The 12,197-nt window shown below is 68.3% G+C and carries 13 protein-coding genes; 3 read left to right on the plus strand and 10 right to left on the minus strand.

What is annotated here, in order from left to right:
- Nucleotides 1-48 precede the first annotated feature (48 nt).
- A complete protein-coding gene (locus BJ964_RS30990) occupies nucleotides 49-510 on the minus strand; it encodes a hypothetical protein (protein ID WP_188123980.1) in 462 nt (153 codons plus the stop codon).
- Between the two features lie 175 nt (nucleotides 511-685).
- Here BJ964_RS30990 and BJ964_RS30995 point away from each other — a divergent pair, with 175 nt between their 5' ends.
- From BJ964_RS30995 to BJ964_RS31005, 3 genes are all read left to right on the plus strand, one after another.
- Nucleotides 686-1,096: a hypothetical protein gene (locus BJ964_RS30995; protein ID WP_188123981.1), complete on the plus strand. Its 411-nt coding sequence runs from the start codon at nucleotides 686-688 to the stop codon at nucleotides 1,094-1,096.
- 180 nt (nucleotides 1,097-1,276) lie between these two features.
- Nucleotides 1,277-1,435: a hypothetical protein gene (locus BJ964_RS31000; RefSeq protein WP_188123982.1), complete on the plus strand. Its 159-nt coding sequence runs from the start codon at nucleotides 1,277-1,279 to the stop codon at nucleotides 1,433-1,435.
- Nucleotides 1,436-1,545: 110 nt separating this feature from the next.
- Nucleotides 1,546-2,409, plus strand: coding sequence for a hypothetical protein (locus BJ964_RS31005; RefSeq protein ID WP_188123983.1), 864 nt, complete (start codon nucleotides 1,546-1,548; stop codon nucleotides 2,407-2,409).
- A gap of 243 nt (nucleotides 2,410-2,652) precedes the next feature.
- Here BJ964_RS31005 and BJ964_RS31010 read toward each other — a convergent pair whose 3' ends face one another.
- From BJ964_RS31010 to BJ964_RS31050, 9 genes are all read right to left on the minus strand, one after another.
- Nucleotides 2,653-3,279 (minus strand): flagellar M-ring protein FliF C-terminal domain-containing protein, encoded by a 627-nt coding sequence (locus tag BJ964_RS31010; protein ID WP_188123984.1) that lies wholly within the window; start codon nucleotides 3,277-3,279, stop codon nucleotides 2,653-2,655.
- Between the two features lie 453 nt (nucleotides 3,280-3,732).
- Nucleotides 3,733-3,963 (minus strand): DUF397 domain-containing protein, encoded by a 231-nt coding sequence (locus BJ964_RS31015; RefSeq protein WP_407650818.1) that lies wholly within the window; start codon nucleotides 3,961-3,963, stop codon nucleotides 3,733-3,735.
- A gap of 138 nt (nucleotides 3,964-4,101) precedes the next feature.
- Nucleotides 4,102-4,320, minus strand: a complete 219-nt coding sequence (locus BJ964_RS31020; protein WP_188123985.1) for a hypothetical protein — start codon at nucleotides 4,318-4,320, stop codon at nucleotides 4,102-4,104.
- On the minus strand, nucleotides 4,313-4,615 hold the full coding sequence (locus BJ964_RS31025; RefSeq protein WP_188123986.1) for a hypothetical protein: 303 nt from the start codon (nucleotides 4,613-4,615) through the stop codon (nucleotides 4,313-4,315). The genes BJ964_RS31020 and BJ964_RS31025 overlap by 8 nt, the downstream gene beginning before the upstream one ends.
- Nucleotides 4,616-4,968: 353 nt before the next feature.
- The gene (locus BJ964_RS31030; RefSeq protein ID WP_188123987.1) at nucleotides 4,969-6,216 is read right to left on the minus strand and encodes a helix-turn-helix domain-containing protein; all 1,248 of its coding nucleotides are present in this window, start codon (nucleotides 6,214-6,216) and stop codon (nucleotides 4,969-4,971) included.
- Between the two features lie 153 nt (nucleotides 6,217-6,369).
- Complete coding sequence (locus BJ964_RS31035; RefSeq protein WP_229807448.1) at nucleotides 6,370-9,027, minus strand: transglycosylase domain-containing protein; 2,658 nt, start codon at nucleotides 9,025-9,027, stop codon at nucleotides 6,370-6,372.
- A 629-nt stretch (nucleotides 9,028-9,656) separates the two neighbouring features.
- Entirely contained in the window at nucleotides 9,657-9,878 is a 222-nt protein-coding gene (locus BJ964_RS31040; protein WP_188123989.1) for a hypothetical protein, read from the minus strand.
- A gap of 257 nt (nucleotides 9,879-10,135) precedes the next feature.
- The gene (locus BJ964_RS31045; RefSeq protein ID WP_188123990.1) at nucleotides 10,136-11,107 is read right to left on the minus strand and encodes a carbohydrate kinase family protein; all 972 of its coding nucleotides are present in this window, start codon (nucleotides 11,105-11,107) and stop codon (nucleotides 10,136-10,138) included.
- Nucleotides 11,108-11,233: 126 nt separating this feature from the next.
- Nucleotides 11,234-12,052 carry a TIGR02569 family protein gene (locus BJ964_RS31050; RefSeq protein WP_188123991.1) on the minus strand — a complete coding sequence of 273 codons (819 nt, stop codon included), beginning with the start codon at nucleotides 12,050-12,052 and terminating at the stop codon, nucleotides 11,234-11,236.
- Between the last annotated feature and the right edge of the window lie 145 nt (nucleotides 12,053-12,197).

The raw sequence follows: 12,197 nt of genomic DNA on the forward strand, positions 1-12,197 counted from the left end.
CGGTCAAGATCATGCGCGCTCGTCTGCCGCCGACAACGCGCGCCCGTGCTACGCCTGGATGGCTCCGGAAGTGCCCGGTCGGGAGACCGCGCGAGTACGGCGTGTGAGGCCGATCGCGAGTACGGCCGTAGTCAGGAGCGCGGTAGCCGTGAGATACCAGCTGATGCCGGGGCGGCTTGCCGCCACCGGATCAATAAGGTTCCCGGCGCTGTCCATGCCGAGGGCGTGCACCCTCGTGCCGGCAATGTGGATGCCGTACCAACCGACATTGCCCAACGCGGTCAGGGCACCCACGATCGCCGCCCACACGTACGCCCTTCGGTGGTACGCCATGGCGGCCACGACATCGGCGAGCGCCATCAGCAGCGCGCCGAGGAAGATCAAGGCGGGCAGCGTCGCGCGGTGGTCGAGTATGACGGACAGCCCGCTGCGCTCGCCGGTCAACGGGTTGCTCTCCCACGTCAACCCGACCCCAGCAGCGGCGGTCACCACCGCCGCGCACAGCGGCAACCACGATCCCCATCGCATGGTGTTCCGACGCGGTGCGGAACCGCTGGGTTCCCACTGCCCATACGAACATCGACCTCATCATCGCCGGCAAACACCGAATGAGCATTCCGCAGGACTCCGACCAGGCCCTCCAGCGAGAGCACATGCCCGGGGCGTGAACCTCTACGCTCTGGCGATGGACGTGATCTGGTCAGCGACCGAACTCGGGTCGCGTCGTTTTCGCCCCACGCCGGTGAGGTCCGACCTGGCGGAGTTGGACAACCACTTCCGCCGGCTGCGCCGCCGCCGCGTCCGTGGCTACATCGAAGTCGAGGTTCCGAACGTCGAGTCCCCGCGGCTGACCATCGGTTTCCGCGGCGAATACGCGGTCATCCACATGTTCGTCGTTACTCCAGCCGTGCAGTCCTTCCTACTTGCCGGGGACGGCACCGTGCCCAGCGAGGCGTACGTCCAGGTGCCGGTCATGGACGAACTGACACGGTTCACCGGCGACGTCGTCCTGGAAGTCCATCGCGCGTGGGACCTGGTACGAGCCTTTACCCGCACCGGGCGGGCCAGCGATATCGGTGAGTGGCACATGCTTTAGTAGGCGAGGCCGGACGTACTTAGAATCAGCGTTTCCTGAGCACTGGCCACCGGTTGGCAGTTCAACACTCACATGCCGCCGTCCGTGGGCGCCGAACGCCGGTCACGCACCGAGCTGAAAAGACACCGCCGTACATTCCGCTGTCCGGGTGGGTCTGACATGTGGCTCTATCATCAGCGGATGATCAAGAGGTTGACCGTGGTAGCCGAGCGCGAGGCGCTGGGTCTTGTCGGTCCCGGCGCGCACGTCGCAGTGGCCGGTCCGGTGACCTACGTGCACGGCCCCGATGCCCGGGTGTTGATCATCCAGCCGGTGACCGGCCGGGTGGTAGCACGGTAGACAGCAGAGAAGGCATCGAACTGCGGGCGCCGTTCCCCGCGGAGATATCCGGGTGGCTCGACGCCCACGACCTGCCGCTACTGGGATTCGTCCGGCTGCACGACGGCTGCATGGCGATCGGCGCGCTGCGCGAGACCCGTCGGGTCAGCGCCGGCACCGTTCGATGGGGAAGTCCGCGGGCAGCCGGGCCAGTCGCCGCGGGATCGGTCGGGTCGCTGCGCCAGGTCGATCTGGCTATTGATGAGTACCTCCCGGCCGATGTGCTGGATTTGGTCCGGCCGACGCCGGTGCAAGACGTGCCTGGGATCGACTGGTTGGCAAAGGTCGCGCACGACCGGGTCGCCGCATTGCGTGGCTTCCTCACCGGCTGGTATGCCGACGTGGTGCCCATACCGGCGTCGAGTGAGCCCCCGTCGATGCGGCTGCCCCAGCCGCTGGCCGACTTCTACCGTCTGGCCGCCGAGAAACCGATCATCTACGGCGTGCACAACCGCATCGCCGATCCCGGCGAGCTGCGGTATTCCGACGGACTGGTCGCCATCGCGCACGAGAACCAGGGCGTGTGGACAAAGTTGATTGATCCCAGCCAGGACGACCCGGTGGTGAAGAACCACGGTGACCTCGGCTGGTTCGACCCAGTCACGGGCGCTCCCGCCGCACCGGCCGGCACTATCGAGCGACTGAGTGACTTCCTGCTGCAGTTCGCACTGGTCGAGGCGGTGATGTCGGCACCGTTCGCCGGACACGCCACGATCGGTGTCACCGACCTCGAGCGTGTTGCCGAGCGGATGCGAATGCTGCCATTGCCGCCCGCAAACTTTCCGGAGAACCCGACCCGCATCTACGTGGCGCCGGGCCTGGTCGCGATCGCCTTCCCGTTTGAGGGCTTGCAGCTCTCGGTCGCCAGCCGGCAGCGTTGCGCACTGCGGGAGTGGCGGAACCCAGGGTTTGAGTGGGACGCCTTCAACGGCTGAGCTGACGCACCCCCACAACCCCCCCACACAACGGTAGAGGACCCGGTCATTGAGGGCATGTTCTTGTGCCGATGACAGTGCGTCGTCCGAGAAATTCGCTGTCGCGAAAACGCGCCGCAAGGATTATTGCCCCGCCGCCTTCTAGACCCTGTGCCAGGCCCACCTCACCGAGGTGACGTCCAACCTCATTGACCGATAACAGGACGGGCGGTTCATCCCGCGGCGACGGTGCCCATCGAGACGTTAGGTCAGGACTGTGACCGAGTCGCCGCGATCAGGGTCGATACCGGCGGCGGTGCCAACCAGTTGCTCCACCTGGGCAGGGTCGACATCGCTGGCAACAGCGATGTTCATCTGCACGACGATGACGAGCCGCTTGACCACACCAGGTGCGCTGCTGCGAACCTCGTTGGTCTCGTTGACCGCGTTGCCGAAGGTCTCTCCGGTCTCGTCCCGTCCGGCAGCCGCTGAATTGCTGCCGTCAGGAACCTGAATGTTGTCCGGGCCGAGCACCCAGTCCGAGGCAGCAGAATCGCTGACTGTTGGGGCAACCTGAACGAAGTCGAGCGTGGCAGTCGTGGTGACCACGCTGTTTCCTGGGCCAAGCACGCTGTCCAGCATGGTCTGCAGCGAGTGGTCGAGCCGAGTTTGAAACGCGAGCGTCTGCGGGTCGGTGACGGTGACCGGCCCAGTGCTCGCTACCGGCTTTGTCGTCTGCGCCGTGAGGGCAGTCGGTCCAGATGGCCGGGTGGCTAGGAAGATACCCCCGGTGAGCAGGGCAAGGACTGCGACGATGGTGAGGATCTTCCACCTGAGCCGGCTGCGTGCTTGACCCGCGGGTGACTGAAGATCGTTCGACGTGTCAGTCATTCACTCCTCGACCTCCATTGGCGCGTCAGCCAAATGAACTGTTCTCGCCCGCTCGCCGGCTCCGGACTTCTAAACGGCACGAGCCCTGAGGCTATGACCGCTCGGGACGTTGCAATCGCGTTGTTCTTTGCCTCAACACACTTCGGCTGAGCGTCGAGTGTTTATTGGGCCTGATCCTCGTTCTGGACAAAAGCCTCACGCCGCACGACATCCTCTTCTGCCGCAGATAACGCGCGGTCGGTCTCCTCGGCACTCCGCACGGGGCTTGTCTCCCGGCACTCACCGTAGTCGCCCTTGGCGTCGCCGTGAGCTGCTCCGCAGCAACGCCAGGCGGACGGCGAAGGTGAAATAGACGGCAAACTTAGCGGACCTGAACGAGCCTGATGCGTCCGAGGACGAATAGGCCGCAGGCCGGGCCACCTCGCGCATGGTCCCGGCCGCCAGTTCCTTGGATCAGCTCAGGTCGAACTCGCCATCCTTCGCGCCGCCCACGAACGCATCCCACTCCGCTGTGGTGAAGATCAGCGGCTCTCTGTCCGGGTTCTTCGAGTCGCGGACCGCGATCGCCTGCCTGACGGCCGCGACCTCTACACAATGTCCGGCCGCGCCGGACCGGCTGCTCTTGCGCCAACTGGCGCCGGCCAGCTCGGCCTCGTCGACCTGCATCCCCTTGACCTCGATCACGATGTACTCCTCTCCTGCCCCGGCCGGTGCGGCCGGGAAGCTCAGCCGTCGTTCGGTAGTTCCCCAAACGCGGAGCACCCGAACTACGGCGGCGTACTCTGCGGGGCCGCCGCCGTGATCGCGATCAGGTCGCGCGGATCAGCCACGGGCCGCCGCCGACGCGAGATGGAGGCGGTAGATGGCGTTCTCGCCCTCACCGTCGTCGAGTGGCGCGAGGGCGAGCTTGCCGGTGGGGACCCGCCGCACGTACCCGTAGCCGGATCCGCTGTCGATCCACACCTCGGCCCAACCATCAGTCGGCAGTATGCGCGGGCCCACGGCCAATACCGGTGGGGTCACCGTGTGCGGCTCAGGCATGGGTCGTCACCAGCCCCGGTGCGGTGTTGCCGTGCGTGCCCCGGCAAATGCCGCACAGGGCCCTGGTGGCGTCTCGTGGCGGTGGGCCGGACATCGGCATGTAGAGGTGCGGGCCGTATTCGACCTGCTCCACCACCACGTGCGGCGTGTCGTCGACGTTGCCGCACGGGCACCAGCGGTGGCTCGGGTAGTCCGCGATCGCCCGGAGCGCCGGTAGGGTCGCCCGGTTGCCGTCGCCGGCCTCGCGGCAGTGCGGAGCGTGCAGTACGACGCCGGGCGGGTAGTCGCGCCTCATGCCGCCCGCCTCGTCTGTGCCCGCACCGGGTCGGGTACGGCTTGGCCGTCGTCGAGAATTCGTCGGACCGCGGCGGACCGCTCGGCGGCCTCACGTCGAGCGGCGTCACGCTCGGCGTGTGCGGCGGCGACACGGCCTCGCCGGCACGCACGGCGGATGATCTCTGCTATCACGCTCGCCTCCCGGGGGTTCGGGGAGCGGCGGGCCGGACAGCCTCCACGTGGAGACGGCCCGCCGCTCACGGGCAGCGGCGGGTGATCACGAACGTCTCACGGTCACGCAGCACCCGCCGCCGCTGCGATCGAAGCTAAGGGCGAGCAGGTAGGAGCCGGGGCACGATTTGTGCCCCTCGCCTATGCGGCCAGCAGGCCGATCTTCACGGCGAGTTCGGATGCACGCCGACGCCGGGCCGGGCTCTTGGACTCGGCCTCTTCGAGGACGATTCGCTTGGCGAAGCCGTTGTACTTGATCGTCTCGGGCGCGGCCTCGTACGCCTTCTCCAGGGTGGCCAATGCGACGTCCGGCTGCCCGTCGAGGTGGTACCCCCGCGCCTCCTCGACCCGGTGCCGGGCGCGCCGCGGACGGGACGGGATGATCACCGCGTCCGCCGCCGCCGACTGTCGAACCGACTCGCCGCCCTGGCGCAGCTCCACGGCCACCGTTACCGCGTGCGCCCCCATGACCGCCCGCGAGTACGAGGTGACCGGATGGTAGTAGGCCTCCGGCAGCCGGTCAGCCATGGCGCGGGCGGTTTCCCAGTATCGCCACGCGGTGCCCGTCGCCCCGCGTCGAGCAGCGGTGTACCCGGCCTCGAAGGTGAGGGCGCCGGTAATCGCCAGGACATCGGGTGACGCATCCTCGAGCAGCGGCTCAAGGTATCTGAGCGTCTCCAGGTTCACCGCGTCGGCGGCATCGAAGTGCGCCGGCCCTGCGTCGCGGTGCGCCTGGGTGGTCAGCCACGCGGCCACGCCGATCGCGTGCGGGTCCTCGGACTCCTGGGCCGCGATCAGGCCGCGCTCGACCATCCGCCACAGCAGGGCGGCGTCCGGCTGGTAGGCCACGAAGAATTGGCTCAGCGAGTAGACCTCAGCCAGCACGGCCTGCGCCGCCCGGCGTGCCGTGCCGGTGTCGGCCTGCCGGGCGGCGATCTGCGCGTCCCGGATCAGTTCCGGCAGCAACGCCCCGACCACCTCACGGTGGTTGGGAGCCGAGTGCCGTGCCGACCAGGCACGCGCCAGCCGAGCCCGGATGTGGGCGATCGATGACGCCTCCTGCACGGTGGCGACCGGAAAAGCGTCCACGGCCGCTTTGACGGCCGCGAGGCGCGGATGGCCGGGGCCGGCAAACAGGCCGACGTGGAGCGACTGGTCGCCAGTGAGGTCTGCCAGATCGCGGACCCGAAGCGACTCGGCGAGGGCGAGGATGGTGTCCAGCTTCGGCGTTCTCAGGCGGCCGGTCTCCACTGCCTTGACCCAGGAGCCGGACTTGCCAACCAGACCGCCGAGCTGGTCTCGGGTGAGACCCTTGCGCGTGCGAAGGATCTGAAGTCGCTGCCCGAATGCCAGCGGATCGATGTACGGGTCCGGAAGGTGTTTGTCCATTGGGCGCTCCCTGGTAGAGGACAGGGTGCGGCGGCCGGCCTCTACACCGACCGCCAACATCGACGGTACGCCATGAACAACGATCTGCCGGGCTGGTCGAGAGGTAGCCCGTTCGGATCGATCTGGCCGGCCCGCCGCCGTACCCCGGCAGGTCTACCCGCCCGCCGCGTCTCCGTGGTCGGCGCCTCGGCCGCTGTCGGCCGGTGTCACCGATTTGGACGGGCCCGGGTCCGGTGCCGTCGACGGGGAAAGTGACGGTGACGGGGAACCCGATGGTGTGGGCGTCACCGGCGCCGTCGGTAGCGGCTTAGAGTTCACCGTGCGTTCGGGGAGATCGAACGTCCAACCCTGCTTCTTCAGCTTCGGGATCAGGCGGGTCAGGGCCGCGAGGGTCTGGTCCCGCTCGCCGCCGCCGTCGTGTACGAGGACGACCGCGCGGGGTTGCAGCTGCTTCTCGATCCGGTCGGCGATCACGTCGGCGCCGGGCAGCAGCCAGTCGTCCGGGTCGACGACCCAGCCCAGCGGCGTGTGCCCGAGGTCGGTGCCGGCCATGGCCGACTTACCCCACGAACCGAACGGCGCACGGAAGAACGGCACCGTGACACCGGGTACGGCCGCGGCGATGGCGGCATCGGTGCGGGCGATGTCGGCGCCGGCCGCGGTCGCGGAGAGCTGACCGAGATCGTCGTGCTTCCAGGAGTGGTTGCACAGCACGTGACCCTCGGCGACGATCCGGCGTACCAGATCCGGGTATTTCTGCACCTCCTCGCCGACCACGCAGAACGTTGCCCGCACGTGCTGCTCGGCGAGCAGGTCGAGGACCTGGGCGGTGTACGGGGAGGGCCCGTCGTCGAAGGTCAACGCGAGCCGCTGGCCCTTGCCGGCGGTGCGTACGACCGGGATGCCGCGGCCGGGTTTGGCGTCGGAATCCTTGTCCGTGGACTTCTTGTTCTCCTTCGAGCGCCCGGCGTCGCCGACATCCGTACGCCCGACGTGGACCGGCTTCGGGAGCGCGGTCTTCGGAGCATCGTTCAGGGCGACCTGGGTGAAATCCCGCCAGAGCTGGGCCGGCATGGTCCGTCCTTCGATGGCTCTGCCGAGACGGTCGCGGATCGGCCCCGGCTGGGCCTTGCCGATCCAGACGGCCGATGCGAGTTCGGGTGTGTAGCCGACCATCCACGCGACCTGGTTGTCCTTGGTGTCGCCCCACTGCTGAACGCCGGTCTTGCCGGCCGCGGGCCGGTTCGGCACCGCGCCGTCGCCGCGCACCACGGCGCCGAGCACGGCGGACACGTCGGCGGCGGCCCTGCTGTCCAGGACCCGTTTCGAGGTGGGGACGACGGTCCAGACCTGGCGGCCGTCGGGTGCGGAGACGTTCTCGACGAAGTGCCGGTCGTGCCGGACGCCACCGGCGGCGAAGGTCGCGTACACGCTCGCCAGATCCTCCGGAGCGACCGGGTATCGCCCGATGGCGATGTCCGAGCGGGTCTTTCCGGGCGTCGGCTCGCCCTCGGCGTCCACCAGCGACCGGGCGCCCGCGTACTTTCGCTGGACACCGAGGTCGTACGCCATCGCCCGGACCTTGTCCGCCCCGATCTTCTCGGTGACCGCATAGAACGGGGTGTTGAGGGATTTCAGCATCGCCTGTTCCAGCGTGCAGACGGGGCACTGCTGGTTCGCGGGGTTCTCCAGCGGCACGCCGAGACGGCCGGTGAACGTACGCGGAGAGGTGCCGTCCCAGCGTGACAGGTACCCGATGCCCTCACGCAGTGCCGCGGCGAGCACGATCGGCTTGAACGTGGACGCCGCGGGGTACGCCGCCGAGGCGTAGTCGAAGAAGCCGCGCCCCTGGTCGCCGCCGTAGTACGCGCGGACCCCGCCGGTACCGGGGTCGACCGCGACCAGCGCGACCTGAAGGTCCTTCGGCTGCCCCGCCAGATGGCCCGTGACCTGGGAGACGGCCGCGTTCTGGGCGACCGGGTCCAGCGTGGTGACGATCGACAGGCCCTGGGTGTGCAACGCCCGCGAGGTGATGCCGTGCGCGGCGAGTTCCTGCTCGACACGGTCGATGACCAGGCCGTTCGCTCCGGTCTCGCGCGCCGGGGCCGAGTTCACCACGGGATAGTCGGGTACGGCGTCGAGCCAGCCCAGATCACGCTCCGACTCGATCACCCAGTTCCAGCGGGCCCGCGCCGCCTCGCTGTCGTTGGCCGGGTCGAGTTGGTACGGATCCCTGACCACCGAGGCCAGCACCGCACCCTGCGCGGCGGTGAGCTGTTGCGGGGCGATCCCGAAGTAGGCGTAGGCGGCCGCCGCGATTCCGTACGCGCCGCGACCGTAGTAGATGGTGTTGAGGTACCGCTCCAGAATCTCGTCCTTGGAGTATTCGCGCTCCAGCTGGACGGCGAGCGCGAACTCCTTGCCCTTACGCTCCACCGAGACCTCCTGGGTCAGGAACGCGTTACGGGCGTACTGCTGGGTGATGGTCGACGCACCCTGCCGGCCACCGCTCACGTTGGCGACGACGGCACGCAGCACGCCGCGGACCGAGACGCCGTGATGTTCGTAGAAGTCGCGGTCCTCGGCCGCGAGCACCGCGTTGCGGACCTCCGCGGGCACGGCCGACAGCGGCACGTCGTTGCGGTTGGTGGTGCCGACCCGGGCCAGGATGGTACGGCCGTCACGGTAGTACAGCGTCGACGCCTGCGGCTCGGACGGATCGGTGGGCAGTGGGACCGACCGCACGTACGCCTCGGCGGCCCCGGCCGTCGCGGCGCAGCAGACGACCGCGACGACGACCACTCTCGTCACTATCCGTCGCCATCTGCTTCCCCCGCCTGCAGTCTGTACATTTTCCACGCCCACTGGACGCGGCCAGCACCATGATCCGTGGTATCGATTTATCAACTACTTTGCGTGCGCGAATCACCACATTTACATCTACTGCGGGTGACCTGGTGTTTCGTGGAGGTTGCCTGATCGGCTTATGAATCTTGTCTCTTTCCGCCCCGCGGCTTCGAAACGCCGGGATGTACAGACCGTGACCAGGCCGGCACGTCGCCGATCCGACCCGGCAACCACCCGCCGCCCGCACCCGCACCGCTGCTGCCGAGCACGCCACCGCCACGGACTGACCCGAGCCGCGCGAATACTTCCTCCACCACGCCGGCCCAGTTACCCGCGATGAGGTCGACACTCTCCTGCGGCTGCGGGACCTCGCCGCCGGACCCGGTTGGTTAATCGACATGCTCAAACTCACCCGCCTACGCCTTCAAAATCGGGCCGGCGGGCATGACTAACTTGATTATCGCGTTGATGTTCCGAACGGTGTACTTATTTTCGTTGCATAGCTGATCCCTTGATTGTGGCGGCCGGGTAAAGGCTGCCCTCTTGCCACGGATCAACGGCCTTGCCAGGCTATTTGACCTTTGATGCCACAGCTAGAGCCACTTGACCTTCCAGCGGGAAGAGTCCACGAACAGCTCCAGTTCCGCCATGTCTTTTACCCAGTAGTCGCCCCCATCCGTTGGCGAAACAAGGTCATCAACAATTAGGATGTAAAACCCTCCGGTGTTTTCCGAATCGTCATGAAGCTTCACGAAGTAGCCCTCATAAAATCCTTCTAATATGCGTCCATGTCTTTCGAGTTCGAAACTCTTCACTTCTGGTTCCTATTTGAGAAGAAAAGCCGCTTGCCGTGACATGCGGCATGCAGGTCGCCTGGTGCAGGAGCAGCGGTACGGCCGAGGCGGGCCACCGGCCAGCGGAACAAGCCGCGGCGCCAGGACCGACGCTGGGTCAGGGCCTTTCGGCGGTGGTGGCGGGCACGGCTGCGGGAAGCCGGTCGGTGATCGGGGTCCTTCTACGGTTACGGCTGCTCGCGGGGGTGCGAGCAGCCGTACTCGCAGGCGCCGGGTCGTTACTCGCTCGGTGCGGCGTTGACCGAATCGCGGGCCGGGGTTCGGGCCGCGAAGGCGTCGACGGCCGCGAGGTCGTAGGAGCCGGCGTCGGTGCCCAGGCCCTGTGCGACCTGCGCCGCGGCAGCGCAGCCCAGTACGGCCGCCTCCCGCAACGTCCGGCCCTCGGCCCGGCCGAGGATGAAACCGGCCGAGAACGCGTCGCCGCAGCCGGTGGTGTCGACGACGTCGATCTGGAAGGCCGGGACGGTGATGACCTCGTCAGCGGTCACCACGAGCGCGCCCTTGCTGCCGTGGGTGACCGCGACGCAGCCGGCGCCGGCGTCGACGAGTGCGCGGCAGGCGGTCACGAGGTCGTCGGCGCCGGTGAAGCCGAGGACCTGTTCGTCGTTGGGCAGCAGATAGTCGGCGTACGGGAGGGCAGCGACGATCCACTCCAGCATGCCGGGGTCGCCGGGCGCGAGCAGGTCGATGGAGGTCGACAGGCCCTTGTCCCTGGCGTACGACAGCAGTTCGGCCGCTGCCGGCCCACCGAGGAACTCAGGTCCGCCCAGGTGCAGGTGGGTGCAGCCGTCGAGTGTGGCCAGGTCGATGTCGGCGACGGTGAAGGCGCCGTTGGCGCCGATGCAGTGCCACGCCGGCCGGTCGCCGTTGGGCCGCACCGGGATCACCGAGGCGGAGGTCTGGGCGGCATCGGTGCGTACCAGGCCGGTGACGTCGACACCCTCGCGGACCAGGGCCGCGGACAGGGCGTCGCCGATGGGGTCGGTGCCGATCGCGCCGTAGGAGCGGACGGTCGCGCCGAGCCGGCTGAGCACGACAGCGGTGCCGCCTGCGGTGCCGGCCGGGGACAGCCGGATCGTCTCCACTATCTGACCGGTGGAGCCGGCGGGAAGGGAATCGATACCGATCACATGGGTGTCGAGGACATGGACCCCGACCGCCGCGACGGTGACTTCGCTGGAGTTGGTCATGGCTTTACCTCGAGCAGAAGGGGGAGGGCAACGACGGGGACGGCGAGGCGGCGCAAGAACGATCTCCCTGACAACGTGGGTGGGCTGGAAGATCGTAGATCATCATTGGTGTCGCTGTGATCCGGCTCACCGAGCGTGTCGGACGCCCTGGACAAGGTGGGTGATCGTCGCGACGACCGGGCGGTACGCGTCCTCGGGCTCCTGTGGCCAGCCGGCCGCGTCCCAGGTGCCCAACCGGTAGATCGCGGCCCGGACCAGCATCTGGTTCCACTCCGGCAGATGCGCCCAGCGGTCGATCACCTCGGGCCCGGTGCCGTGCCACACCATCGCGTCGACCGCCGCGACCGCCGACGCCCAGGCCGGCGGCCGCCAGTACGCCGGCCAGTCGATCACCGCGGGTGGCAGACCGTCGCTGAACAGGATGTTGCCCAGCAGGTCACCGTGGACGACCTGCTCGGGCAGGGCCGCCGGCCGGCGCAGGGCGAGCAACTCGTCCAGCAGTTTCGACGGCCGGCGCGGCCCCGGCGGTGGGGTGTCGAAGAAGGCGAGCTGCTCCCCGTACACCCAAGGGTCGTGCCGGGTGTCCAGGAACGTGGGCCGCGGCACCGCCGCGACCAGCTCGTGGAACGCGGCACCCACCCGGATGACGTCGTCGACGCGGCGCTGGTCGGGGTGCCCGGCGACGGCCTCGGTCGCCTCCCAGCCGCCGGCCAGCCAGTCGCCGTCGGCGGCGCGCACCGGGCGGGCGATCCGGAACCGCGGTGACGCGGGTAGGGCGGTGAGCACCTCGGCACGCCAGCGGACCTCGTCGTCGCCCTCGGACGGTTTCAGGACGACGTCGCCGACCCGCCAGGTGCCGCCCTTGCCGCCGGCCAGCCGGACCGCGTCGCCCTCGGCGCCGAAGGCGGCACACACGGCACGGGGCGGTCCCGGATTCTTTGTCATCGGTGCCCGTTCTGGAGATGGTCGCTGACGGCACCCGGCAGGATATCGAGAAGATGCACGAAACGGCAGGCCAGGGCGACTGTTCCGGCTAGCGTCGAGGCTCTGGGCCGATCTCCGGCAACACTGGGTATAACCGTCATATCTG

The sequence above is a fragment of the Actinoplanes lobatus genome, from assembly GCF_014205215.1.
GTDB lineage: Bacteria > Actinomycetota > Actinomycetes > Mycobacteriales > Micromonosporaceae > Actinoplanes > Actinoplanes lobatus.

Coding starts and splice junctions, on each gene's coding strand:
- BJ964_RS31050 (WP_188123991.1), bottom strand. CDS start 12,052: ATGACAAAGAATCCGGGACCGCCCCGTGCCGTGTGTGCCGCCTTCGGC.
- BJ964_RS31000 (WP_188123982.1), top strand. CDS start 1,277: ATGATCAAGAGGTTGACCGTGGTAGCCGAGCGCGAGGCGCTGGGTCTT.
- BJ964_RS30995 (WP_188123981.1), top strand. CDS start 686: ATGGACGTGATCTGGTCAGCGACCGAACTCGGGTCGCGTCGTTTTCGC.
- BJ964_RS31025 (WP_188123986.1), bottom strand. CDS start 4,615: ATGAGGCGCGACTACCCGCCCGGCGTCGTACTGCACGCTCCGCACTGC.
- BJ964_RS31020 (WP_188123985.1), bottom strand. CDS start 4,320: ATGCCTGAGCCGCACACGGTGACCCCACCGGTATTGGCCGTGGGCCCG.
- BJ964_RS31010 (WP_188123984.1), bottom strand. CDS start 3,279: ATGACTGACACGTCGAACGATCTTCAGTCACCCGCGGGTCAAGCACGC.
- BJ964_RS31030 (WP_188123987.1), bottom strand. CDS start 6,216: ATGGACAAACACCTTCCGGACCCGTACATCGATCCGCTGGCATTCGGG.
- BJ964_RS31005 (WP_188123983.1), top strand. CDS start 1,546: ATGGCGATCGGCGCGCTGCGCGAGACCCGTCGGGTCAGCGCCGGCACC.
- BJ964_RS31045 (WP_188123990.1), bottom strand. CDS start 11,107: ATGACCAACTCCAGCGAAGTCACCGTCGCGGCGGTCGGGGTCCATGTC.